The 21,855-nt window shown below is 71.6% G+C and carries 21 protein-coding genes, 1 tRNA gene and 1 pseudogene; 10 read left to right on the top strand and 13 right to left on the bottom strand.

All coding sequences use genetic code 11. The features are described from left to right. The first annotated feature begins 62 nt into the window (after positions 1-62). Positions 63-1,625: a family 10 glycosylhydrolase gene (locus tag AB0J88_RS17625; protein WP_364343313.1), complete on the top strand. Its 1,563-nt coding sequence runs from the start codon at positions 63-65 to the stop codon at positions 1,623-1,625. Here AB0J88_RS17625 and AB0J88_RS17630 read toward each other — a convergent pair. From AB0J88_RS17630 to AB0J88_RS17640, 3 genes and pseudogenes are all read right to left on the bottom strand, one after another. Continuing rightward, positions 1,614-2,219, bottom strand: a complete 606-nt coding sequence (locus tag AB0J88_RS17630) for a nitroreductase family protein (RefSeq protein WP_364343311.1) — start codon at positions 2,217-2,219, stop codon at positions 1,614-1,616. The two genes, AB0J88_RS17625 and AB0J88_RS17630, sit on opposite strands and share 12 nt — an antisense overlap. 54 nt (positions 2,220-2,273) lie before the next feature. Next, positions 2,274-2,663 (bottom strand): annotated as a pseudogene (locus tag AB0J88_RS17635) (SgcJ/EcaC family oxidoreductase); the annotation flags it as partial. 4 nt (positions 2,664-2,667) lie between these two features. Beyond that, positions 2,668-3,306, bottom strand: a complete 639-nt coding sequence (locus tag AB0J88_RS17640) for a helix-turn-helix domain-containing protein (protein ID WP_364343308.1) — start codon at positions 3,304-3,306, stop codon at positions 2,668-2,670. A gap of 58 nt (positions 3,307-3,364) precedes the next feature. Here AB0J88_RS17640 and AB0J88_RS17645 point away from each other — a divergent pair, with 58 nt between their 5' ends. Next, the gene (locus AB0J88_RS17645; RefSeq protein ID WP_364343305.1) at positions 3,365-3,652 is read left to right on the top strand and encodes a hypothetical protein; all 288 of its coding nucleotides are present in this window, start codon (positions 3,365-3,367) and stop codon (positions 3,650-3,652) included. Further along, positions 3,649-4,299 (top strand): methyltransferase domain-containing protein, encoded by a 651-nt coding sequence (locus AB0J88_RS17650; RefSeq protein WP_364343302.1) that lies wholly within the window; start codon positions 3,649-3,651, stop codon positions 4,297-4,299. The genes AB0J88_RS17645 and AB0J88_RS17650 overlap by 4 nt, the downstream gene beginning before the upstream one ends. Here the strand turns inward: AB0J88_RS17650 and AB0J88_RS17655 are convergent. The 3 genes from AB0J88_RS17655 to AB0J88_RS17665 are packed head-to-tail and all read right to left on the bottom strand — an operon-like array spanning position 4,296 to position 5,993. Beyond that, on the bottom strand, positions 4,296-4,595 hold the full coding sequence (locus AB0J88_RS17655) for a thiamine-binding protein (RefSeq protein WP_364343299.1): 300 nt from the start codon (positions 4,593-4,595) through the stop codon (positions 4,296-4,298). The two genes, AB0J88_RS17650 and AB0J88_RS17655, sit on opposite strands and share 4 nt — an antisense overlap. Then, positions 4,595-5,050, bottom strand: a complete 456-nt coding sequence (locus AB0J88_RS17660; protein ID WP_364343296.1) for an Rrf2 family transcriptional regulator — start codon at positions 5,048-5,050, stop codon at positions 4,595-4,597. Before AB0J88_RS17660 ends, AB0J88_RS17655 begins: the two co-directional genes overlap by 1 nt. 7 nt (positions 5,051-5,057) lie before the next feature. Then, positions 5,058-5,993 (bottom strand): AraC family transcriptional regulator, encoded by a 936-nt coding sequence (locus AB0J88_RS17665; protein WP_364343293.1) that lies wholly within the window; start codon positions 5,991-5,993, stop codon positions 5,058-5,060. A 149-nt stretch (positions 5,994-6,142) separates the two neighbouring features. Between AB0J88_RS17665 and AB0J88_RS17670 the strand changes: the two genes are divergently transcribed. Beyond that, positions 6,143-8,518 carry a glycoside hydrolase family 44 protein gene (locus AB0J88_RS17670; protein WP_364343290.1) on the top strand — a complete coding sequence of 792 codons (2,376 nt, stop codon included), beginning with the start codon at positions 6,143-6,145 and terminating at the stop codon, positions 8,516-8,518. On the opposite strand, the gene AB0J88_RS17675 is transcribed toward AB0J88_RS17670, so the two are convergent. Beyond that, on the bottom strand, positions 8,515-9,189 hold the full coding sequence (locus AB0J88_RS17675; RefSeq protein ID WP_364343287.1) for a TetR/AcrR family transcriptional regulator: 675 nt from the start codon (positions 9,187-9,189) through the stop codon (positions 8,515-8,517). The genes AB0J88_RS17670 and AB0J88_RS17675 overlap by 4 nt on opposite strands. 94 nt (positions 9,190-9,283) lie before the next feature. On the opposite strand from AB0J88_RS17675, the gene AB0J88_RS17680 reads away from it, so the two are divergent. Then, the gene (locus tag AB0J88_RS17680; protein ID WP_364343284.1) at positions 9,284-10,375 is read left to right on the top strand and encodes an FAD-dependent oxidoreductase; all 1,092 of its coding nucleotides are present in this window, start codon (positions 9,284-9,286) and stop codon (positions 10,373-10,375) included. 26 nt (positions 10,376-10,401) lie between these two features. On the opposite strand, the gene AB0J88_RS17685 is transcribed toward AB0J88_RS17680, so the two are convergent. From AB0J88_RS17685 to AB0J88_RS17695, 3 genes are all read right to left on the bottom strand, one after another. Next, positions 10,402-13,491 (bottom strand): BTAD domain-containing putative transcriptional regulator, encoded by a 3,090-nt coding sequence (locus AB0J88_RS17685; RefSeq protein ID WP_364343281.1) that lies wholly within the window; start codon positions 13,489-13,491, stop codon positions 10,402-10,404. 316 nt (positions 13,492-13,807) lie between these two features. Continuing rightward, positions 13,808-14,299, bottom strand: coding sequence for a hypothetical protein (locus AB0J88_RS17690; protein WP_364343278.1), 492 nt, complete (start codon positions 14,297-14,299; stop codon positions 13,808-13,810). Positions 14,300-14,321: 22 nt separating this feature from the next. Next, a complete protein-coding gene (locus AB0J88_RS17695; RefSeq protein ID WP_364343275.1) occupies positions 14,322-14,897 on the bottom strand; it encodes a dienelactone hydrolase family protein in 576 nt (191 codons plus the stop codon). A gap of 87 nt (positions 14,898-14,984) precedes the next feature. On the opposite strand from AB0J88_RS17695, the gene AB0J88_RS17700 reads away from it, so the two are divergent. Beyond that, positions 14,985-15,290: a metalloregulator ArsR/SmtB family transcription factor gene (locus tag AB0J88_RS17700; RefSeq protein WP_364343272.1), complete on the top strand. Its 306-nt coding sequence runs from the start codon at positions 14,985-14,987 to the stop codon at positions 15,288-15,290. Beyond that, positions 15,287-15,751 (top strand): SRPBCC family protein, encoded by a 465-nt coding sequence (locus tag AB0J88_RS17705; RefSeq protein ID WP_364343269.1) that lies wholly within the window; start codon positions 15,287-15,289, stop codon positions 15,749-15,751. Before AB0J88_RS17700 ends, AB0J88_RS17705 begins: the two co-directional genes overlap by 4 nt. Here AB0J88_RS17705 and AB0J88_RS17710 read toward each other — a convergent pair. After that, positions 15,744-17,534 (bottom strand): N-6 DNA methylase, encoded by a 1,791-nt coding sequence (locus AB0J88_RS17710; protein ID WP_364343266.1) that lies wholly within the window; start codon positions 17,532-17,534, stop codon positions 15,744-15,746. The two genes, AB0J88_RS17705 and AB0J88_RS17710, sit on opposite strands and share 8 nt — an antisense overlap. A gap of 94 nt (positions 17,535-17,628) precedes the next feature. On the opposite strand from AB0J88_RS17710, the gene AB0J88_RS17715 reads away from it, so the two are divergent. Continuing rightward, positions 17,629-18,162, top strand: a complete 534-nt coding sequence (locus AB0J88_RS17715; RefSeq protein ID WP_364343263.1) for a DUF4352 domain-containing protein — start codon at positions 17,629-17,631, stop codon at positions 18,160-18,162. Between the two features lie 67 nt (positions 18,163-18,229). Here AB0J88_RS17715 and AB0J88_RS17720 read toward each other — a convergent pair whose 3' ends face one another. Continuing rightward, complete coding sequence (locus tag AB0J88_RS17720) at positions 18,230-20,095, bottom strand: hypothetical protein (protein ID WP_364343261.1); 1,866 nt, start codon at positions 20,093-20,095, stop codon at positions 18,230-18,232. 282 nt (positions 20,096-20,377) lie between these two features. On the opposite strand from AB0J88_RS17720, the gene AB0J88_RS17725 reads away from it, so the two are divergent. Both AB0J88_RS17725 and AB0J88_RS17730 read left to right on the top strand, forming a co-directional pair. Continuing rightward, a complete protein-coding gene (locus AB0J88_RS17725) occupies positions 20,378-20,776 on the top strand; it encodes a hypothetical protein (protein ID WP_364343258.1) in 399 nt (132 codons plus the stop codon). Between the two features lie 289 nt (positions 20,777-21,065). Next, complete coding sequence (locus tag AB0J88_RS17730; RefSeq protein WP_364344555.1) at positions 21,066-21,413, top strand: hypothetical protein; 348 nt, start codon at positions 21,066-21,068, stop codon at positions 21,411-21,413. A gap of 327 nt (positions 21,414-21,740) precedes the next feature. Here AB0J88_RS17730 and AB0J88_RS17735 read toward each other — a convergent pair. Further along, positions 21,741-21,815, bottom strand: a tRNA-Val gene (locus tag AB0J88_RS17735). Positions 21,816-21,855 lie beyond the last annotated feature (40 nt).

Below are 21,855 nucleotides of genomic sequence, written 5' to 3' on the forward strand. Positions count from 1 at the left end.
TTTCCTTATGGGGGCCTTTGTTCCGTTGACCACCTTGCGTCAATGGGCCTACCGTCTTGGCCGTGCAGCGTCGGTTGCTCGTCGGGCTGGTGGTTGTCGTCCTCGCGGTGACGGTGCCGGCCGGTTGCGGGCTGTTCAATCGCACCTCGGAGTCGAGCCCCGACAGCGACGCGGCCGGTGCGTCGTTGGCCACCTGTGACACGCAGAGCCTCGTCGCCAAGCGCGAGCTTCGCGGCATGTGGCTCACCACGGTCAGCAACATCGACTTCCCGAGCAAGCCCGGCCTGCCCGAGGCCAAGGTGAAACAGGAATACCGGGGCTGGCTCGACCTGGCCGAGAAGATGAACCACAACGCCGTCTTCGTGCACGTCCGGCCCAGCGGCGACGCGTTCTGGCCGTCGGCGTACGCGCCCTGGTCGGAATGGCTGACCGGCGTACGCGGCAAGGACCCGGGCTGGGACCCGCTGGCCTGGATGATCGAGGAGACGCACGCGCGCAACCTCGAGTTCCACGCCTGGTTCAACCCGTACCGGGGCAGCCAGCCGGCGACGTCCGGCGGTGCCGGCGCCGACTTCGACAAGCTCGCGCCCGACCACCCACTGCGCAAGAACCCGGAGTGGGCGGTGGCCTTCCCTGAGGGCGCCAAGAACAGCCGCTTCTACTACGACCCGGGCAACCCCGCGGCCCGCGCGCACGTCGAGGACGCGATCCTCGACGCCGTCAACCGCTATGCCATCGACGGCGTGCACTTCGACGACTTCTTCTACCCGTACCCGGAAGGGCACGAGTTCAACGACGACGCGAGCTACGCGCGCTACGGCAACGGCAGGTCCAGAGGGGACTGGCGTCGGGCCAATGTGGACACTTTCATCGAGGAGATCAGCAGGAAGATCCACGAGGCGAAGCCGTGGGTACGGTTCGGCCTGAGCCCGTTCGGCATCTGGCGCAACAAGAGCTCGGACCCGGCCGGCTCACCTACCCGCGGTTTGGAGAGCTACGAGGCCATCTACGCCGACACCCGCAAGTGGGTACGCGAGAAGTGGCTCGACTACATCGTCCCGCAGCTCTACTGGAACATCGGGTTCGACAAGGCCGACTACGCGAAGCTGTTGCCCTGGTGGGCCGACACGGTCAAGGGCACCGGCGTGCAGCTCTACGTCGGGCAGGCGGACTACCGCATCGGCGAGGCCGGCCCGTGGAGCAAGCCGGCCGAGCTCGACCAGCAGCTCGCCCTCAACGAGCGCTACGGCGTCAGCGGCAGCATCCACTTCAGCGCCAAGCAGGTGAAGGCCGACCGGCTCGGTGCCGTGTCCCGTTACCGCGACAAGCACTACGCCGCACCGGCCCTCGTGCCGACCGTCGACCGGCTGCGCGACGCGCGGCCGCCGGCGCCGACCCCGACCGGGGCACGGCGCGACGGCGACCGCACGGTGCTCACCTGGCGGCCGGTCGACGACGTGACCAGCTACGCGATCTACCGGGCCGACCCCGAGGCGAAGACCGCCACGCTGGTCGACACCATCCGGGCCAACGACCTGCCGAGCTGGATCGGCCCGGCGGCCAGCTACTGCGTGACGTCGCTGGACCGCGCCAACAACGAGAGCGAGCCGGTGCTAGTCGGCTGAGGCGCCCCAGTTGCCGCGGAAGATCACGTCGTCGGTGGGCCGGCGGCGCGCACGCAGGTCCCGCGGCGGCTCGGCGCTGTAGCCCACGGAGATGGCGCCGATCGGCGTGTACGCGGCCGGCACGCCGAACTCCTCCTTGAACGGCTCGATGGCGTCGATCGGCATTCCGAAGAAGCACGCGCCCAGCCCCGCGTCGACGGCGGTGAGCAGCATCATCAACGACGCCATGCCGGTGTCGATGTCCCAGTACGGTGCCGGCCACCAGGCGTCGGACCGGTCCTCGTGGCCCTTGTCCGCCTGCGCGTAGCGGTCGAGGTAGGCGTCCTTGTGCGAGCACGGCACGATCAGCAGCGGAGCGGCGAAGTGGGACGCGAGCCACTTCTCTGGCTCCGCCGAACGGTGCATCGCCGCGCGGAACCGGTCGAGGTCCGCGGCCGTGTCGAGCACCAGGAAGCCCCATCCCTGTGAGAAGCCGGCCGACGGGGCGCGCAGCCCGTTGCGCAGGATCCGGTCGACGACCTCGGGCGGCACCGGACGGTCGGGCTCGTAGCTGCGCACCATCCGGCGTTTGCGGACTACATCCTGAAAATCCATCGCATCAGCTTAGGCAGCCAGCTCGGTGTCGTCGGCCGTCGCGCTGTCGTCGGCGAACGAGTGGTGCTCGTGGGTGACCAGCCAGCGTCCGTCGCGCTTGACCAGCCCGACCGTCAGCCGCAGCCGCAGGTCGGGCTTGGCGGCGAGCTCGGCGGGCGTGCCACAGCGCAGCAGGCCGTGCGCGAAGGCCACGTCGTCGCCGACCGTCAGGTCGAGGGACTCGAGCGTGAACTCCGCGCCCTGTGCCTGCCACGCGAAGAAGTCCGGCCACGTCGCCCGGTAGGCGGCCAGGCCACGAACGCCCTCGTACGGCGGCGGCACGTCGAACATCACGATGTCGTCGGCGTGGTCGGCCACGACACCGTCCAGGTCGCCGGCGTGCACGGCGGTGACCCAGTCGCGGACGAGCCGGTCGATGGCGGTGCGGTCGGCGTCGGTCGGCATGACCCTAATTCTCGGTGCAGAGCTGGGGCAGCAGGGTCGAAACGGCCCATCCCCGGAAGCGTTCCGGCGACCAGCCCCGGTCGCGGACCAGGAGCAGGTAGAGCTCCGGCGAGAGGATCCCGTAGAGCACGTCGGCGGCGTCGGCCGCGGAGACGTCCGCCCGCGCGCCCGGCTTGCCCATCAGCGACCGGGCCGCCGTCGACTGCACGGTGTAGCGCGGGTTGGCCTCGGGCCACAGCCCGGAGATCTCCGGATCGGACCCGGCGGCCTGCTCGACCATCCGCATGATCGGCGCGACCCGGTCGAGCACCCGGGCGCTGCCGGCCGCGTGGAGGCGCAGATGTTCCGTGGCGGTCGGTGCGTCCAGCCCGGCCCGGAACCACTCACGGTCCATCGTGGCCACCGGCTCGTCGTCGCCGGCGATGGTGACGTCGACCATCTCCTTGAACAACGCCCGCTTGTTGCCGAACGTGAAATAGATGGTCTGCACCGCGACCCCGGCCGCCGCGGCGACATCGGCGAGCGTGGTCGCGCCGTATCCCCGCTCGACGAACAGCTGCCGCGCCGCGTCCAGCATGCGGGTGCGCGTCTCCCGCGCCTTCACCGTGCGCCGGTTCGGCGCCTTGCCCTTGACGCTCGTCACCGACCTAGTGTAACTCTAGAGTTAGTCACTAGTGAAAAACTCTAGCGAGGAGATCGAGATGTCCATCGTGCGTGTCACCCGCTTCACCACCGACCACCCCGACACCGACGCCCTGCTGGCCAAGCGGGCCGAACTGATCGCCACCGTTCGCGCCGCGTTCTCCGGCCCCACCGCGACGCGGCTGACCCGGGACGCCGAGAGCGAGATCTGGACCGACACCTGGACCTGGGAGTCGGCGGCACACGCCGACGCCGCGGCCGCCGCCCGGTTGCCGCTGGCCGGCGAGGCGTTCGCGCTGGTCGAGGTCAAGGGCGTCGAGACGGCCGAGGTCGTCGACGAGCGATGAGCGCCGACTGGCTAGAGGCGCTCTGGCCGTTCGTCCGCGACGCGCTGCCGGCGGCCCCGGCCCACGTCGTGGAGATCGGGTGCGGGCCGGCGGGTGGGTTCGTGCCTCACCTCGAAGCCGCCGGCTACGACCCGGTCGGCGTCGACCCCGAGGCTCCGGACGGGCCGAGGTTCCACCGGATGGAGTTCGAGGGCTACGAGCCCGCGGCGTCGGTCGACGCGGTGGTCGCCTGCACCTCGCTGCACCACGTCGACGACCTCGAGCGGGTGGTCGACCGGATCGCGGCCGCCCTGCGCCCCGGCGGCACGCTGGTCGTGGTCGAGTGGGCCAGCGAACGGTTCGACGAGCACACCGCCCGCTGGTGCTTCGACCGGCTGCCCGCCGGCGACGGTGACGGCTGGCTGCACCGGCACGCGCGTGCCTGGCGGGAGTCGGGCGCCGACTGGGCGACCTATGTCGAGGGCTGGGCGGAGGCGGAACGGCTGCACCGCTCCGACCGCATCGTCACCGCGTTGGACCGCCGCTTCCGCACGCGTTCGTCAACCGAGACGCCGTACTTCTTCGCCGATCTCGGCATCAGCGAGGACGACGAGCGGGCCGCCGGGGTCGCGCTGACCGGCCTGCGGTATGTCGGTGTCGCCGTCTAGCCGAGCAGGCGGTCGATGGTGGCGACCTTGCTGTCGAGGGCGCCGGTCACGCCCTCGCGCCAGTCCACCTTGACGACCGTCGAGGTGCGGGGGGCGCGGGCCTGGACGGCGGCGACGGCGGCCTTGACCACGGCCATCGCCTCGTCCCAGGTCTCGCCCTCGACCGTCGTGAACATGGCGTCGGTGCGGTGCGGCAGGCCCGACGCGCGGACCACCCTGACCGCCTCGGCGACGAGGTCGGCCACGCCTTCGCCGACGCCCAAGGGAGTCACGCTGAACGCCACCAGGACCGACATCAGCGCGGCTGCCAGGCGTCCGGCAGGGCGGTCAGCTTGCGGATGTGCGCGGGGAGCTTGCCGCTCAGCACGTCGGCCAGCGTGGTCTCGTCGACCACCTCGCGGACCGCGGCGCGCACCGCCACCCAGATCCGGGGCAGGTTCTCGGCGGAGCCCTCGTACGCGGTCTCCTCGGGTCGCACGCCGCGCACCCCGGCCAGCGGGCCGTCGACCGCCCGCAGGATCGCGCCGACGGTCACCTCACGCGGCGGTTGCGTCAGCGTGTAGCCGCCCTCGGCACCACGCTGCGCTCGCACGATGCCCGCCCGGCGCAGGTCGGCCAGGACGGCCTCGAGGAACTTGCGTGGCATGTCCTGGTCGGCGGCCAAGGCCTGAGCCGACATGACCGACGGGTACGAAGCGGCGAGGCTCAGCGCCGCGCGTACCGCGTAGTCACCCCGCGCCGAAATCTGCACGGGACCATCATGCCTCGCCCGCGGCCTGAGGTGTCGGCCGCCCGTGAAGATCGCCCGCGGCGGGGCGGCGTTGGGACGGGAACGTGCTGCGCGGCGCGGGCCGTTGGGCCGACCGGAAGGCGCCCGGGCTGGTGCCCGCCTCCCGGTGGAAGAAGCGCCCGAAGTTGGTCGGCTCCGGGAAACCCAGCCGCCGGCCGATGTCGGCGATCGGCTCGTCGGTCACCGCCAGCAGACGCTTGGCCTCCAGGGTGACGCGGTCGTCGATGACCTGTTTCGCACTGCGTCCGGTGGCGGCGAGACAGGCCCGGGTGACCGTGCGGACGGAGTAGCCCATCCGCTCCGCGTACTCCTCGACCCTCCTGGTCCGGGTGAAGTCCTTCTCGACCTCCAACCGGAAGCGCACGTACGCGTCGTTGCGCTCGGCCGGCCGTCGACCGGGCAGCAGCGCGATGCGCAACAGCAGCACGGCGAGCTGGTGCCGCAGCAGGCCGGCGGCGAGCGTGCCCGAACGGTGCCGCTGGCAGTCGACGACGAGCTGGCTCACCTCGTTGATGACCGCGTCCTCGTCCTCGCCCGCCAGCTGCCAGCAGGCCGGGCCGAGCCCACCGTCGAGCAATGCCGGGTCGTCGGCGACCTCGGCGACCGCCGACGGCTCCCAGCACACCACGACGGCGTCGAGGCCGGCGCCGCCGTTGTGGCGGATCACCTGGCCGGGGCGCACCCAGAGCAGCGTGCCGGGCCGGCACGGGTAAGGGCGGAAGTCGATCTCGTGCTGACCGTGGCCGACCGTGACCAGCACCAGGACGTGTTGGTCGCACCGGCGCACGCCGGCCAGGTCGTAGTGTGCGGACAGCTCGCGCAGAGTGACCGTGCCGACACCAGCCCAGCCGGGCGCGGGCGCCATCGCTGCGCTGTCTCCGGCCGGTTGACCGATAAGGGCCATCGCCCGACGGTAGCGGGGGACGCGCCGGAGCGCATCCCACAAGCCGGTGACGATCCACGTCCGTGGTAGCGGAGATAGACGGACGTCGGTTAATCTCAGGCCGGTCCGGGCTGGGCACCGTCCCCACACGTCGCCGCCCGGAGGTGCGCATGCGCCCGACACCGTTCCTCGCCGCCGTCCTGCTGGCCGCCACCCCCACCACCGTGGTGCTGGCCGCCGCCGGTCCCGCACTGACCGTCGACGTCACGGCCGACCGACATCAGATCAGCCCCTACGTGTACGGGATGAACCACGCCGACGCCGCCCTCGCCGACGAGCTCGACCTGCCGGTGCGCCGCTGGGGCGGCAACGCCACCACCCGTTACGACTACCGCTACGACACCACCAACCGGGCCAGCGACTGGTTCTTCGAGAACATCGCCGAGGAGAACCCGGATCCCGGCGCGCTGCCGGACGGCTCGAGCACCGACCGGTTCGTCGAGCAGGACCGGTCGACCGGCAGCGAGACGATCCTGACCGTGCCGCTGATCGGCTGGGCGCCGAAGGCGCGCGACGGGTCGTGCGGCTTCTCGGTCGCCAAGTACGGCCCGCAGCAACGCACCGACGAGTGGCGGCCCGACTGCGGCAACGGCATCAAGCCGGACGGCACCCCGGTCACCGGCAACGACCCGCGGGACACCAGCGCGCCCGTGGGCGCCGCGTACGTCCGCGACTGGATCGGCCACCTGACCGCCAAGTACGGCACGGCCGCGGGCGGCGGCGTCCAGTTCTACAACCTCGACAACGAGCCGGACATCTGGCACAGCACGCATCGGGACGTGCACCCGCTCGGCGCGAGCTCGGTCGAGCTGCGGGACAAGGCGATCGAGATCGGCGCCGCGGTCAAGGCCGCCGACCCCACCGCCGCCACCCTCGGCCCGGTCGGCTGGGGCTGGACGAGCTGGGACTACTCGGGCCACGACCAGGAGACCTGCGGCCGCACCGGCTGCTGGGCCGACCCACCGGACCGCTCGGCCCGCGGCGGCCTGCCGTTCACCACGTGGTACCTCCAGCAGCTTCGGGCGTACGAGCAGGCGCACGGCACCCGCGTCCTCGACTACTTCGACATGCACTTCTATCCGCAGGCCGGCGGCGTCGCGTTCGGCAACGGCAACGACCCGACGACCAACGCCCTGCGGCTGCGCTCGACCCGGGCGCTCTGGGATCCCACCTATGTGGACGAGAGCTGGATCGGCACGCAGGTCCGACTGGTGCCGCGGATGCGTGAGCTGGTGGCCGCCAACTACCCGGGCACGAAGACCGCGGTCACCGAGTACAACTGGGGCGCGCTCGACCACGTCAACGGCGCTCTGGCGCAGGCCGACATCCTCGGCATCTTCGGCCGCGAACGGCTCGACCTGGCCACGCTGTGGGCGCCGCCGGCGACCACCGACCCGGGCGCGTTCGCGTTCCGGATGTACCGCAACTACGACGGCGCCGGCGGCCGGTTCGGCGACGTCGGGGTGCGGGCCACGAGCACGAACCAGGAGCAGCTCTCCGTGTACGCGGCGGAGCGCTCGTCGGACGGCGCGCTCACGATGATGGTGGTCAACAAGAGCGGTGCCGCGCAAACGGCCCCGGTATCGTTGGCCGGCCGGACGTCCGGGACGGCCCGCGTCTACCGCTACGGCGCAGCCGAGACCTCGGCGATCGTCCGGGCGGCCGACCAGCCGCTGACCGGTGGCGGTTTCGAGGCGACGTTCCCGGCCGACAGCATCACGCTGTTCGTGCTGGCGGACACCACCGCGCCGAGCGCGCCAGGCACCCCGGCGACGTCGGCGATCCGCCCGGACTCGGTGACGCTGAGCTGGCCGGCGGCCACGGACGACACCGGGGTCACCGGGTACGACGTGTGGGCGCAGCACACCGACTACGTCTACAAGGCCGCCAGCTCGGTCACGCCCGGCGTCACGGTGACCGGGCTGCAGCCGGCGTCGGAGTACCGCTTCACTGTGCGGGCGCGCGACGCCGCCGGCAACCAGTCGCCGCCCTCCCCCGGCCTGACCGTCGTGACCGCACCACGTCCGGGCGCGCCAACCCTGACCGCGCGCTATCTCAACCTCGACTGGTCACCGGGCGACAACGCCATCAGGCCGGGCATCCAGCTCGACAACAGCGGCGCGACCGCGGTGGCGTTGAACCGGGTCACCGCGCGCTACTGGTTCACCAGGGACGGCGGCGCGCCGAACGTCAACGCGTGGTGTGACTGGGCGCAGGTCGGGTGCACGAGCGTCACCCGCCGGGTGGTGGCGCTGCCGGTGCCACGGCCGGGCGCCGACGCGTACCTGGAGGTGGGTTTCTCCTCGGGAACCCTCGCCGCCAGCTCGTCGACGGGCCAGCTCCAGCTGCGGATGAGCAAGGCCGACTGGTCGCGCTTCACCGAGACGGACGACCACAGCTTCCGCCCCAACGCGCCGGGCTATGCCACCAACGCCCGCATCACGGTCTACGTCGACGGCGTCAAGGTCGCCGGCACGGAGCCCTAGAGCGGGTGCCGGGGAGCCGGGCGGGTCATCGTGCGCGCGACCTGGCTCGGCTCCATCGGCGGCTGGCTCAACGGGTGGGCGCGTTCGGGCCGCATGCTGTCGAGGAACAGCTCGGCGTTGCGGCGCCACGCGCCGGGTGCAACATCGCGGGTGACCTCGGCGACGCGGCTGTTCGAGAGCGTGAGGAAGATCAGGTCTTCGGTGGTGAAGTCGGGACGGATGACGCCTTCGGCGCGGGCCCGGTTGATCAGCTCGACGATCCGGCGCTGGATCTGCCGGCGGAGCTCCAGCAGCCGGGGCGCGCCGTCGAACCGGGTCGTCATCAGGTTGAGGTAGCCGCCGCGCTCGGCCTCGTGGGCGCACGTCTCGACGAGGTAGTCCGCCAGCCCCGTCCACCGATCCGGGTTGGCCAGCGCGCGCTCCACCAGGTCGAGCTGGGCGCGCAGCGGCTCCTCGAGCACCGCCTCCCAGAGCGCCAGCCGGGTCGGGAAGTGGCGGTAGAGGGTGCCGGGGCCGACTCCGGCCGTGGTCGCGATCCGGTCGAGCGGCGCGTGCAGCCCCTCGGTCGCGAACAGCGCGCGAGCGGCCGCCAGCAGGCGCTCCCGGTTGCGGACGCTGTCGCTGCGCTCGGCGCGGGTGCGCCGCGCCTTCCCACCAGCCTCGTTCGCCACGCGCCCAGCATAGCGGGAATACCGGAGAGGCTCCTCCGTTATAGCCGTGTAGCGGAGGGACATCTCCGTTAAAGGCATCGAGGGAGACAAGACTGTGAGCAGCACCGACACCCGGCCGACCGTCACCGTTCTGGGCGGCGGATATAGCGGGATCAAAGTCGCGAAGGCGCTCGACGACGTCGCCGACGTGACGCTCGTCGCACCCGCCGACGCGTTCACGCACAACGGCGCCGCCTGGCGGGCACTGGTCGAGCCGGAGTGGCTGGACCGCATCTTCCTGCCGTACGACCGTCTGCTGACCCGCGGCCGGTTCGTGCACGACCGGGCGACCGAGGTCGACGGCCGCCGGGTCACCCTGGCCTCCGGGCAGGTGCTCGAACCGGACCACCTGGTCCTGGCGACCGGCTCGGGCTACCCGTTCCCGGCCAAGGTCGACGAGCGGAACGCCGCCACGGCGCGGGCGCGCTTCCGGCAGGCGCACGAGGAGCTACGAGACGCGAAGCGGGTTCTGGTGATCGGCGCCGGGCCGTCGGGCCTGGAGCTGGCCGGCGAGATCAGGGCGTTCTTCCCCGACAAGGCGGTGACCATCGTCGGCGCCGACAGCGACGTCATGCCCGGCCCGTTCGACCAGGAGCTCCGCGACGAGCTGCGCCGCCAGCTCGACGAGCTGGGTGTGGAGCTGCGGCTGGGCACCCCGGTGCGTGACCTCCCGGCGGTGCCGCCCACCACGCTCGGCGACGTCAGGGTGACCACCGCCGACGGAGAAGAGCTGACGGCGGACGTCTGGTACCAGGCCTTCGGCGTCAAGCCCGCCACCGGCTACCTGCGCGGCGCGCTCGCGGAGGCCCGGCGCCCCGACGGCTACCTGCGGGTCGACGCGCAGCTCCGGCTGGCCGTCGGCGTCTACGCGGTCGGTGACATCACCGACGCCGACCGGGACGGCATCGGCACCGCCGGCGCGCAGGCCGAGCTGGTCGCCGCGAACCTACGGGCGCTGATCACCGGCGAGGGCGAGCTCCGGCAGTACGTGCCGGGACCGATGGCCATCGCGGTCCCGCTCGGCCCGAACGGCGGTGCCGGCCAACTGCCCGGCATGGACGGCATCGCCGGGGCGGAGATGATCGCGGGTCTGAAGGGACAGACCATGCTGGTCGAACCCTGGGCGGCCCTGTTCGACGCGGCCTGACCGCCGCCGGCAGCGGCCGCCGCCGATCAGGTGGCGGCCGCTGTCCCGGCCCAGGCGTAGCCGCTGCGACGGTAGATGGCGGCTGCTTCGGCCCGCGCGGTCGCTGCGTCCGAGGCGTCCGTCACCGCCAACACGTCGAGCGCGAAAGCGTCCAGCAAGCGGTAACCGGCCTGCGCGGCGAGCCGCCGGGCGGTCTCGGCGTGCTGACGCGCCGCGGCATGGTCTCCGGCGGCCAAGCTGACCCGAGCGAGCCCGATCAGCGCGACCGCCCGTGGGTATGGCTGGCGGCCGCTGCGGGCGAGCGCCTCCCGGTGCCGCCGCTCCGCCTGGGCCAGCCGACCGAGCCTTCGGTCGACGGCGCCACCCACGTTGAGGACGTCGACCCTCAGCCGGTCGTACCGGGTGTCGCCGGCGAGCTCCTCGGCCGCGGTGACCAGCGCCTCCGCCCGGGCCAGGTCGCCGCGGTCGGCGTGCACGGCGGCGAGGCTGGTCAGGGCCGCTGCCTCGGCGCTCCAGTTGCCCACCGCGCGGTGGGCGGCCAGGGCTTCGGCGAGCAGGCGGAGCCCGGTGTCACTGTCACCCAGCAGATGCTTCATCTCACCGAGGTTCGCAATCGGGACCGCACCCCCCACCGCCGACGCGGAGCGGTAGGCCCGCACCGAGTCCGCCGCGTACCCGGCGGCGGTGTGGAGGTCGCCCAGCTCGAAGTGGAGCACCGCGAGCGAGTTGAGGCAGATCGCCTCACCGCGCGCCGATCCGCTGCGCCGGTTTATGGCCAGCGCCTGACCGAGGTCGTCAGCCGCGATGGGTCCCGCGCCGCGCAGCACGTGGATGATGGCCCGGCCGTACAACGCGGTCGACTCGCCCTCCGCCCAGCCGGCGGCGTGGGCGTTGACGCGGCCCTGCGTGAAGTAGCGCAGGGCCAGGCCTGTGTGGTTTGCCTGCCAATGCACGGTGGCGAGGCAGTTGTAGGCGGCGGCCAGGCCGATGGGCTCCCCGGTGCGGCGGGCGGCGATCAGCGCCGTGCGGCTGGCCACGAGCGAGTCGGCGACGTAAAGGCGCCGGTGGAGCCAACCGCGGAGGGCGTCGGCGAGCTGCCACGCGTAGTGGTGTGGCCCGTGCGTGGCGGCGTGGGTGACCAGGGCGAGCAGGTTCGACCGCTCAGCCTCCAGCCAGTCCGTGGCGGCGGCATGGTCGGCGAAGTCCCGCACAGGCGTGCCGACCGGGTCCGGCAGCCGGATCACCTGCGGGCTGACCATCCGGGTCGCGGCGACCACTGTGCGCAGGTAGTGGTCCGACAGGCGGTCCAGTGCCTGCCGACGGTCCGGCTCCGGCTCCTCGACGCCAGCCCGCTCCGCGGCGTATACGCGGAGCAGGTCATGGGCTACGTAGCGCCCGGGCCGGTGTTGCTCGACGAGGTGGCCGTCGGCGAGCTCCGCCAGGAGTCGCGCCGCCTCGTTGGCGGTCACGCCGGTCAGCGCCGCCGCGGTCGGGGTGGTCAGGTCCGCGCAGGGCACGACTCCGAACAGGCGGAACAGGCGCCGGGCCGGAAGCGAGCGGCGGGCGTACGACAGCCCGAACGCGGCGCGCACCGCCGCCTGGCTGTCGCCGTGTACCCGCAGCGCGGTCAGCCGGTCGCCGCTGAGCGCGGCGACGTAGGTGGAGATGTCGCCGAGCCCGCCATCGGTGAGCTGCGCGGCGGCGATCCGCAACGCCAGCGGCAAATGTCCGCACAGGTCGACGAGCCGCGCCGCCGATCCTGGTTCCGCCTCCATCCGTCCCGCCCCGATGGCGCCGCGCAGCAGGTCGGCGGCGTCGCCAGCCGGCAGCACGTCGAGCGGCACCCGGACGGCGCTGTCCCGGACGGCCAGCCCCGCGAGCTGGTCGCGGCTGGTCACCAGCGCGGCGCAGCCCGGACCGGCGGGCAACAACGGCCGCACCTGCGCCGTGTGGCCCGCGTTGTCGAGCACCACCAGCACCTTCCGCTCCGCCAGGCTGCTGCGGTAGAGCGCCGCCGCCTCGTCCGGGTCCGCCGGCACCTCGTCGGCCGGCACGCCGAACGCCCGCAGGAACACCGCGAGCACCGCCGAGGGCCGCAGCGGCGGGCGGTCGTCGTAACCGCGCAGGTCCACGTACAGCTGGCCGTCGGGGAACCGGTCGCGGCGCAGGTGTCCCCAATGGACGGCGAGCGCGGTCTTCCCTACGCCCGGGATGCCCGACACGACGGCGACGGACGGCCCCGGACCGCGCAGGATCACGTCCAACCGGTCCAGCTCGGCGGCCCGCCCGGTGAAGCCCGCCGTGTCCGCCGGAAGCTGGCGTGGCGTCGGCGCCACGACAGGTCGAGCCGGCCGGTTGTCGGCGTCGCCCAACTCGCCGAGCTCGGTGGTCGCCACCCCGGCGAGCCGCGGGTCACCGCGCAGGATGGCCGCGTGCAGCGAGCGCAGGGTGACGGCCGGTTCGACGCCCAGCTCCTCGACCAGCAGCGCCCGGGCGCGCCGGTAGACGTCGAGGGCGTCGGCCTGCCGGCCTGTGCGCAGCAGCGCCAGCATCAGCAAGGACCGGACCGTCTCGCGAAAGGGATGCTCCTCCGCGAGGCCGGCGAGGTCGGCGGCCGCCTCGACAGGCCGGCCCAGGTCGATCGCGACGGCCGCGCTCTCCTCCCGCGCCGTGTCGCGGAGGTCGGTCAACCGGCGTGCCTCGGGACCGACCGGCACGCCGCCGTACGCGTCGCCGCGCCACAGCCCGAGCGCCTCGTGGAACAGCTTCTCCGCGGCCGGCAGGTCACCGTGCCGACGGGCGGCGCGCGCCTGCTCGATCGCCGCGCCGAAGCGTCGGACGTCGAACTCGTCGTCGGGTCCGAGGGCGATCGCGTAGCCGTCGCCGGTGTGGGCCACTCGGTTCGGATCGCCGAGTGCGTGCCGCAGGCGGTGGACGTAGACCTGGAGGGTCTTGCGGGCAGTCGGCGGCGGGTCGCCCTCCCACAGGGAGGCGAGCAGCATGTCGGTGCCGACCGGCCGGCCGTCGTGGCAGAGCAGCAGGGCGAGCAGCCGCGCCTGCATCGGCGTGCCGAGTGGAATCGTCCTGCCCTGGCTGCGGACCCGCAGCGGGCCCAACGCCTCGAAGAACAGCCTGGCCTCCCGGGTGCTAGCTCAGCCTCGCGCACGGGGTGTCGGCGCCGCAACCCCGCTGCAACCGGCGTGCAGGCGCGGACCGGCACAGTGGTCGTTGGTCAACGGGGGCATGGTGCGGGTCCGGACCCGCACCGTGCGACCGTCAGGGGCCGAGATCGGCCGCGGCTGTCAGCCGACCGGTGACCGCGGTCGCCGCCGCGACCAGGAGCGAGACCAGGTGGTGCGCGCTCCCGGCCCCTGACGGCCCTCGAAGTCGCACGCCCGGGTCCGCCCGTTCCCACATCGGCAGGCAGGTCGTTCAGTCGCAGGCGACGACGGGGTCGGCGCGTGGCCAGCGTTCGACCTCGTCGGCCGCGCGCAGGAAGGCCGCGTGCGGGTCCGACGCCGCGAGCCAGAGCTCCAGTGCGCCGTTGCGGTATCCGGTGTCCTGCGCATCCGGGGGCAGGTCGACGCCGATCTCCACCTTTCCGGGTACGCCGTACCTGATGACCTGGTTCGGATCCCGGATGTACTGGCGGATCTCGGCGGACGTGCGGGAGACCGTGCCGAGTGGCCAGCCGAGGTGCATCATCACCACGCTGTCCCAACCGCAGTGTTCGGGACCGGCGATGCTGTTGAGCTCTTCGCTGTCGACGTCACGACCGCCTCGCGTCCACGTTGGACCTGGATAGCGTTGCGGCGGGTCGAAGTAGGCCGCGACCCTCGACTCCGGATCCGCGCGGGGCGGCGTGGCCGCGCACGCGGACAGCAGCATGGCACTCAGACCGGCCAGCAGGAGCCGACGCGACACCGTCGTGGAGAGTCGACGCATCTCAACGGCTCGCGAGGAACTCCAGCGTCCGCCGCAGCACGAGGGCGGTCGCGTCCGCGTCGTACGACGGCAGGCTGACGTCGGTGAACAGGTGCTGGTCGCCCGGGTAGAGGAACAGCTCGCCGTCGGCGGCCGCGGCCACGATCGCCCGGGCCGCGTCGATGTCGCCGCCCTCCTCCGCGAAGAACGGGTCGTGGTCCATGGCGTGGATCCGCACCGGCACCTCGGCGGGCCAACCGGCGGAGAACTCCGTGGGCGTGATGCTGGTGTGGAAGAGCAACGCGCCACGGCTCGGGCGGGTCTGCGCGAGCAGCTGCGCGGGCATGCCACCGAGCGAGAAACCCGCGTGGACGACGTCGGCGGGAAGGTCGGCGGCCGCGGCCACGCCGCGCTCGAGCACGGTGTCGAAGCCGACCTTCCGCGCGTGCGACAGGCCTTCGTCCAGGGTGTCGAAGGTGCTGCCCTCGTAAAGGTCCGGCGTGTGCACGGTGTGCCCGGCGGAGCGCAACGCCTCCGCGAACGCGGTGACGCCGGCGGTCAGTCCCTGCGCGTGGTGGAACAGCACAACCTCAGCCATTTCGCCACCATAGATGGGTTCGCTGTCACGCGCTGTCCGCCGCTGACAGGCTTGACTGTCGGCTCGGTAAGTCGTAGCTTACGGTTTGTGGCCACTTACCGAGCCTGGGAGGCCCTGGGCGATCCGAGCCGCCTGGCGATCGTCACGGCCCTGGCAGAGCGACCGCAGGCGGTCGGCGAGCTGGCGGCGGAGCTTCCGATCAGCCGCCCGGCCGTCTCGCAGCACCTCAAGGTGCTCAAGGAAGCCGGCCTGGTCACGGACCGCGCGATCGGGACCCGCCGGGTCTACCGCCTGAACCCGACCGGCGTGGCGGCGCTACGCGACCAACTCGACACGTTCTGGGCCCGCGCGTTGGAGGGCTACCAGGAGATCACAGAGGAGGAGACCTCATGACGGACGTGGTGGTTCATCGGCACATCGTGGTGGAGGCACCGGTCGAACGGGCCTTCGAGGTGTTCACGGCCCGATTCGGTGACTTCAAGCCGCGCGAGCACAATCTGATGAGCGCGCCGATCGTGGAGACGGTCTTCGAGCCGAAGGTCGGGGGACACATCTACGACCGAAGCGCCGACGGGGACGAGTGCCGGTGGGCGCGCATCCTCGCGTACGAGCCGCCGACCCGGGTGGTCTTCAGCTGGGACATCAGCCCGGCGTGGCAGGTCGAAACCGACCTGGACAACACCAGCGAGGTCGAGGTGCGCTTCGTGGCGGAGTCACCCGACCGGACCCGCGTGGAGCTGGAGCACCGCAACCTCGACCGCCACGGCCCGGGCTGGGAGTCCGTCAGCGACGGCGTCGCCAAGGACCAGGGGTGGCCGCTCTACCTCGACCGTTACGCGTCTCTGTTCACATAGGACGGTATGGGTGCAGGGCGCCGGCGGCGAGGCCCTCGCGGGCTGTGCGCAGCAGGTCGGTGCCGGTCGTCGTTGTCTGGCGCACGACTTCCTCGAACACCGCCAGTTGGCGGAAGGCCTCGCCCAGCCGGCGCTGCTGGTCCAAGGGACGGCGGGGAATCTGTGCGCGACGCACGTCGAACCGGAGCGCCCCGGAGGCGCTGGCCGCCTGTCGTTCGTTGGCGACGCTGCCGATCTGGCCCGCGAGGAACCACGGGTCCAGTGCCTCCGGGTCCGGGCGCAGCAGTAAGAGGTTCGCGCCGAGCGAGCCGCCCTCGTCGCTCACGACCCGGGCCGTGAGCTGGCGTGCCACCGTCGGCACGAGCACGTCGCCCGGTTCGAGCGCGATCGGTGTGCTCTCTCCCCCGGCCGGGCGCACCGGGCCGAGGATCCGCAGGGCGCCGGACTTGGCCAGGTCGGTCACCGAGACCGTCGGCGGCGCGGTGGGATCGTCGGTGACCGCCAGGTCCGGCACCACCTCTGCCGCTCGGGCGAGCAGGGTCAGCATCGAGGCGCGCGCACCGGCGAAGTCGGCCGCGTCGGCCGCGACGCTGGCGGCCGGTTGACGGCGGGCGGGCGTGAGGTCGACGTCCTGGTCGAGCAGCTCGATGACCGGGACCGCTCGCGCGAAGCCCGGCTCGTCCACCGGATCGTCGCGGTCGAACGCGCGGTAGGTGGCGACGATGCGGTCGTAGCCGCCGTCCGCCGCGTCGACGAGCAACGCTGAGGCCGCCGCCGGCGCCTGTCCTTCCGGACGCCGCAGCACCCACAGGTGCAACGGGATGCTGTGCGGCGCGGCGGCCTTGGCGGGCAGCGAGATCACCGCACGCAGGGCGCCCCGACGCAGCAACTCGGAGCGGATCCGGCGGCCGGCTCGGCGGCTCGCCGCCGACGGGGGCATGAGGACCACCGCGGTGCCGCCCGGACGCAGGTGCGCGAGCGCGTGCTGGACCCAGGCGAGCTCGGGCTCGGTGCGCGGCGGTGCGCCGTACTCCCATCTGGGGTCGTATCCGAGCTCGTCGTGTCCCCAGTTGGTGTCGCCGAACGGCAGGTTGGACACGACGGCGTCGACCCGAACCTCGCGGAAGGAGTCGGAGCGGAGGGAGTCGCCGGCCCGCACCTCGCCTCGCACGCCGCCGAGCGCGACCCACATCTCCGCCAGGTGCGCGAGGCCCGCGTCGATCTCCTGGCCGTAGACGGCGGTGCTGCCGGCGCGGACGGCGGCACGCAGGATGCTGCCGGCGCCGCAGGCCGGATCGAGCAGCGTGCCGCCCTTGGGATCGGCCAGGCCGACCATCAGGTCCGACAGCGCCTCGGGGGTGAGCCCGACCCGCCACGCCTGGGTCTGCGCGAACCGTCGCCACAGCTCTTCGAACACGACCTCGGCCTTGCGCCCGCGGAGCAGATCCGCGATCTCGGGCAGCACGAGCAGATGCGTGCCGTGCTTCTCGCCGCGCTGATGGGCGAGCAGCAGCTCGCCGACCGCGCCGAGGTTGGCGGCGATGTCGCTGCCGGTGGCGGCCAGTCGCGCCCAGGCTCTGTCCTCGACGGACACCTCGGGCAGCTTGCCCTGGTCACGCAGCCACTCCTCGACCTGGGTGAGGTCGAACTCCGGACTGCTCGCCGTGCCACCCACCGGATCGGGGAAGTCGGTGTGCCGTTTCCGCCAGTTGCTCACGGCGGCACGCCCGACCCCGGCCAGGCGGGCGATCTCGGTAGCGGTGACCTTCGCGTTTTCGGGCACGCAAGCAGTGTACAGAGGCGTCAAGTTTCCATTGCGTTGACATGGTTCACAGATGATGCTCTCATTGACCCGACTTCAACTGGGAGGAACAACCATGCGCAGGACGACCTTTTTCGCACTCGTCGTCGGTGGACTGCTGGCCCTGGGCTGCGGTGCCGGATCGAGCACCGCATCCGGCGGCGGGTCCGACTCAGGCGACTCGGGCGGAAACGAGGAGGCGGCGGCGAAGACCGCGAAGGTGGGCGAGGCGGCCCGCGACGGAAAGTTCGAGTTCACGGTCAAGGCGCCGAAGTGCGGGGTGGCCGAGGTCGGCGACAAGTACCTGAACCAGCAGGCACAGGGCCAGTTCTGCCTGGTCACGGTCACGGTGAAGAACATCGGAGACAAGCCGCAGACCTTCAGCGACTCGAGCCAGAAAGCCTTCGGTGCGGACGACGCCGAGTACTCGGCGGACTCGGGAGCCGGCATCTACGCGAACAAGAATGCCGACACGCTCTTCACGGAGATCAACCCTGGCAACAAGGTCACGGGCGTGGTCGTCTTCGACATCCCCAAGAAGGCGAAGCTCGCGAAACTCGAGCTCCACGACTCCCCCTTCTCGGGCGGCGTCACGGTCCAGCTGGGCTGACCGGCCGCACTCAGGCCAAGAGCCCCGCCTACCTCCCACGGCGGGGCTCTTGCTCATCCGAGTGCTGTCAGCCGACCCGACGGTGGCGGGGGATGCCGCCCGCGGGGGTGTCGCGCAGCAGCCACACGGGGTTGGACAGGGCGATCGGGGTCGCCGAGGTCGCCGTGCGCACCTCCACCCGTACGAACGTCGGTGCGCTCGTGTCGACCTTCAGGTCCACGTACCCCCGCGTGAACTCGGTTGCGGCAATGTCCTGGAAGGTGGTTCCCGGCTCGGGGACGGCGGGTCCGGCCAGGTCGACGACGCCGCGCACCACGCGGACGGTGCCGCCGGCGGGCAGCTTGTCGGCGAGGATGCGCACGTTGCGGGTCTTGGCCCGGGACACGGTGATCGACCCCATCGGGGCCTCGCCGTCGACGAGCAGGCCGAGCGTGCCGGTGAACACCGCGGGATTGCCGAAGAACACGTTGCCCGACGAGAGCGACGGGAGGAGGTGCTCCAGGTCGCGGCTCTTCGAGTACGCCCAGGTGACGAAGTTGGCCTGCTGGCCGAACCAGTCCTGGCCCGAGTGGTCGTCGCTGACGCCGGTGCCGGTCAGGAAGAGCCCGTTGCGGGAGCAGACGTCCCAGACCTGTGCGTGGTGATCGAGGTCGACGCCACCGCGGCTGGGGTAGCCGACCTCGAGGATGTCCGCGCCCATCGCCCTCCCGGTCACGATCGACGCCGCGACTGAGGCCCGCATCGCGTCCTGCTGCTCGGGCGGCAGGACGGCCGGGTTCGAGGTGCCGAACGGATGGTTGTACGAGGCCAGCCCGCCCGCCGCGTGGATCATGTCGATGGCGGCGACGGCGGCGTCCGGGTCCGGATCCGCGGTCGGCGTCGGCTGGGCGAAGGTGGGCATGGTGAGTCGCGGCCCGTACCAGTTGAAATGGGTGGGCTTGAGCAGTGACACCTCCATGCCCTGGTACTGGCGGACGGCCGGGAACCGGTGGGCGTAGCCGCGCATCAGCTCGGCCTGCTTCCGCAGCACGGCGTTCGCGTCGCGCGGCGGCCGGGTGATCCGCAGCAGGTCGAACCACCCCTCGGCGCTGCGCCCCCGCGTGCTGACGGCGCTGAGCGTCAGGTTGGACATCGCGGCGTCGGCGGCCGCGATGTCCGGCCAGAGGCGTGCCATGTCCTCCTCGGGCCGCACCTCGATGGTGTTCCAGCGGCCTTGGCGGGCGGGGACGTGCACGGTCCCGGCGATGCCGTCACGAGTACGCGCCCGGCTCTGGGTGCCGTCGATGACGTAGGTGAGCGTGTACTGGCCGGCGGGACGGCCGTGGGTGGCGGGCCGCCAACTCGTCGTCACCTTCAGCGTCAGGTAGCTGTCCGGCGACACCGCCGCGGGAAACACGTCGACAGTGATCTTCTGGTCGTACACGGACCGCTGGTCGACGGTGTTGGCCGCGGATCCCTTGACCCCGACGGACGCGGCCTCCCTCCCATCCGACAGCGCGGCGAGGTGGAGCGAGCCCGGCACGGCCTGGTCCCCGGGTGAGGCCATGGCCGGATCCCAGACCACCTGCGACGTGGCCAGCGCGCCGGCGGACTGCTGAGCCCAGGTCCACACGACCTTGTCGACGGTCTCGCTCGGCCCGGTCAGGTGGATGACGTCGGGGTAGCCGTGCTCGGCCATGCGGAAGTCGTGCTCGGTCCAGAAGAGCACGTCGATGCCGGTCTTCGTGGCCTGGTCGAGGTGCCCCTCCATGCTTCCTGTTCCCTCGCTCCAGGACGCGTGGATGTGCATGGCCATGGACACGGTGTCGGGCCGGACTCCCTCATGATGCGCTTCGGAGGCGGCGGCGGGCTGCGGGCCGAGGGCGAGGCGTCCGGCACTGAGCGCGGTGATCGCGGCGGCCGACTTCAGCACGCCGCGCCTTGACTGGTTCAACGTTTCTGCTCCCCGTTGAAGAAGGTTGGTCACCCCCATGGCTAGACCCGGAACCCGAATAGCGGACGACCGGAACCTGGCAAACACACGAACGGCAACGACCACGCAGTGGATCGAATTCAACCGATTTCGGCGGTTCGTCGATGGCAGCAAGCCCCAGAAACGCGGAAGAGGGCAGGTCCCGGCGCGGCGAATCTTCCGGCCTGAAAGCTGGCCGACGAGCCGCCGAGCATCACCCGGGACGCAACCTCAAGCGTCAGGGCCGGGCGCTAGCTTTCCTGAATGAGCTACGACATGTTCGTGCGGCGGTTCGACCACGGCGATGCGGTACGTATGGCCGGTGGCGCGTTCCTCGCTGTCTTTGAACCCCGCGTCGACTGTCGGGAAGCTCAACACAACCACTGGCACGTCGGCGCCGAGGACGGCGGCACCGCGGACCTCTACGCCGCCCTTGGCGACGGTGCGCTGGACAGTCTGATGATCAGCCGGTTCTCCCCCGGCGCGGTTCTCGACCTGCTCGTCGAGTACATCGGGCTCGCCGACGCCGTTGTGATTCCGCCCGGCTGCCCGACCTTGCTCGCGCACGAAGGGCAGCGGCGTCACCTTCCCGAGGAGCTTCAAGCCGATGCCGTGATCGTCCAAGCGGGTCGGGACGTGGAGCGCGTTCTGCAGAGCTGCTAGTCGATGCGCGAGAAAGACCCCTCCCAGGAGACTCCCCACACGCCACGGACAAAGGAAAAGGCCGGCTCCACTTTGTGGAACTGGCGCGTTCGTCTGGCGCGCGGCGTCCGATTGACCCACTTACGACCTGAGCGCTGGGCCACCAGCGACGGCCCAAGGCTCACAGCCGTGCCGACCGTGTTGGACGCGACGGGCATTTGGGTCGCCGGAATCGAGCCGGCCCGGGGTAGATACGGAGTGGCTTGTCTTTACCTGCCCTCCTTGCGGGCGATTTCGGAAGGTGACGGTCATGAATCGGATTGAGGCCCGCTGCTGGCTGGACTGGTGGGCCAACTCGTCAACCCTGCTCGGCAGCGTCGAAGTCGTCGTCGTGGTCACCGCCACCCACACCGGTTGGAACGCCCGCGGTCACCTGGCAGGCGACGCCGACGAGGACCGCGACGGCTTCGCCTTTCTCTGCGACCTCGATCCCGTCTTCACGCTGCGCTTCGAGGACGAAAGCACCGTCGCCGTGGCTGTCCAGCCATCTGACGACCATCGCCGGTTTGCCCTCGCGGAGTACACCGGATCGACGCGCCGCTCGGCCACCTACCGCATGGACCTCAAGCCTGCCCCGGACCAAGCCCGTCTGCGCTGAAGCCTCCGAGGCCGAGGATCAACGTGGCATCGGCCCCGCCGAGCGCGGCGGCCCGTCGGCCTCGTTCTGCCGCCGTTGCCACAACAGCCGGCGGGCCTCCTTCGTCGCGCTTGACACCCTGCGGTTCGACTGGCCGTGCGGGTTCGCCCGCTTCGAGATCTCGGTCGCCAACCCGTCCGCGCCGACCCGGGATGCTCTCAGCGCCTTGGAGAGACGCTGAGTTCATAGCAGCTCACTAATTTCTGCCCGCCTACTGTCGGGCTTCAAGCCAGCGCTGTTTGGACAGCAAAGAGGCCACATCCATCGATGGAATGTGGCCTCTGAGCTTGGTGGGCGATACTGGGATCGAACCAGTGACCTCTTCGGTGTGAACGAAGCGCTCTCCCGCTGAGCTAATCGCCCTCAGCGCGCACGACAATACCTGATCCCGGTACCCCCGTGC

The organism is Asanoa sp. NPDC049475, from assembly GCF_040676915.1.
Lineage (GTDB): Bacteria > Actinomycetota > Actinomycetes > Mycobacteriales > Micromonosporaceae > Asanoa.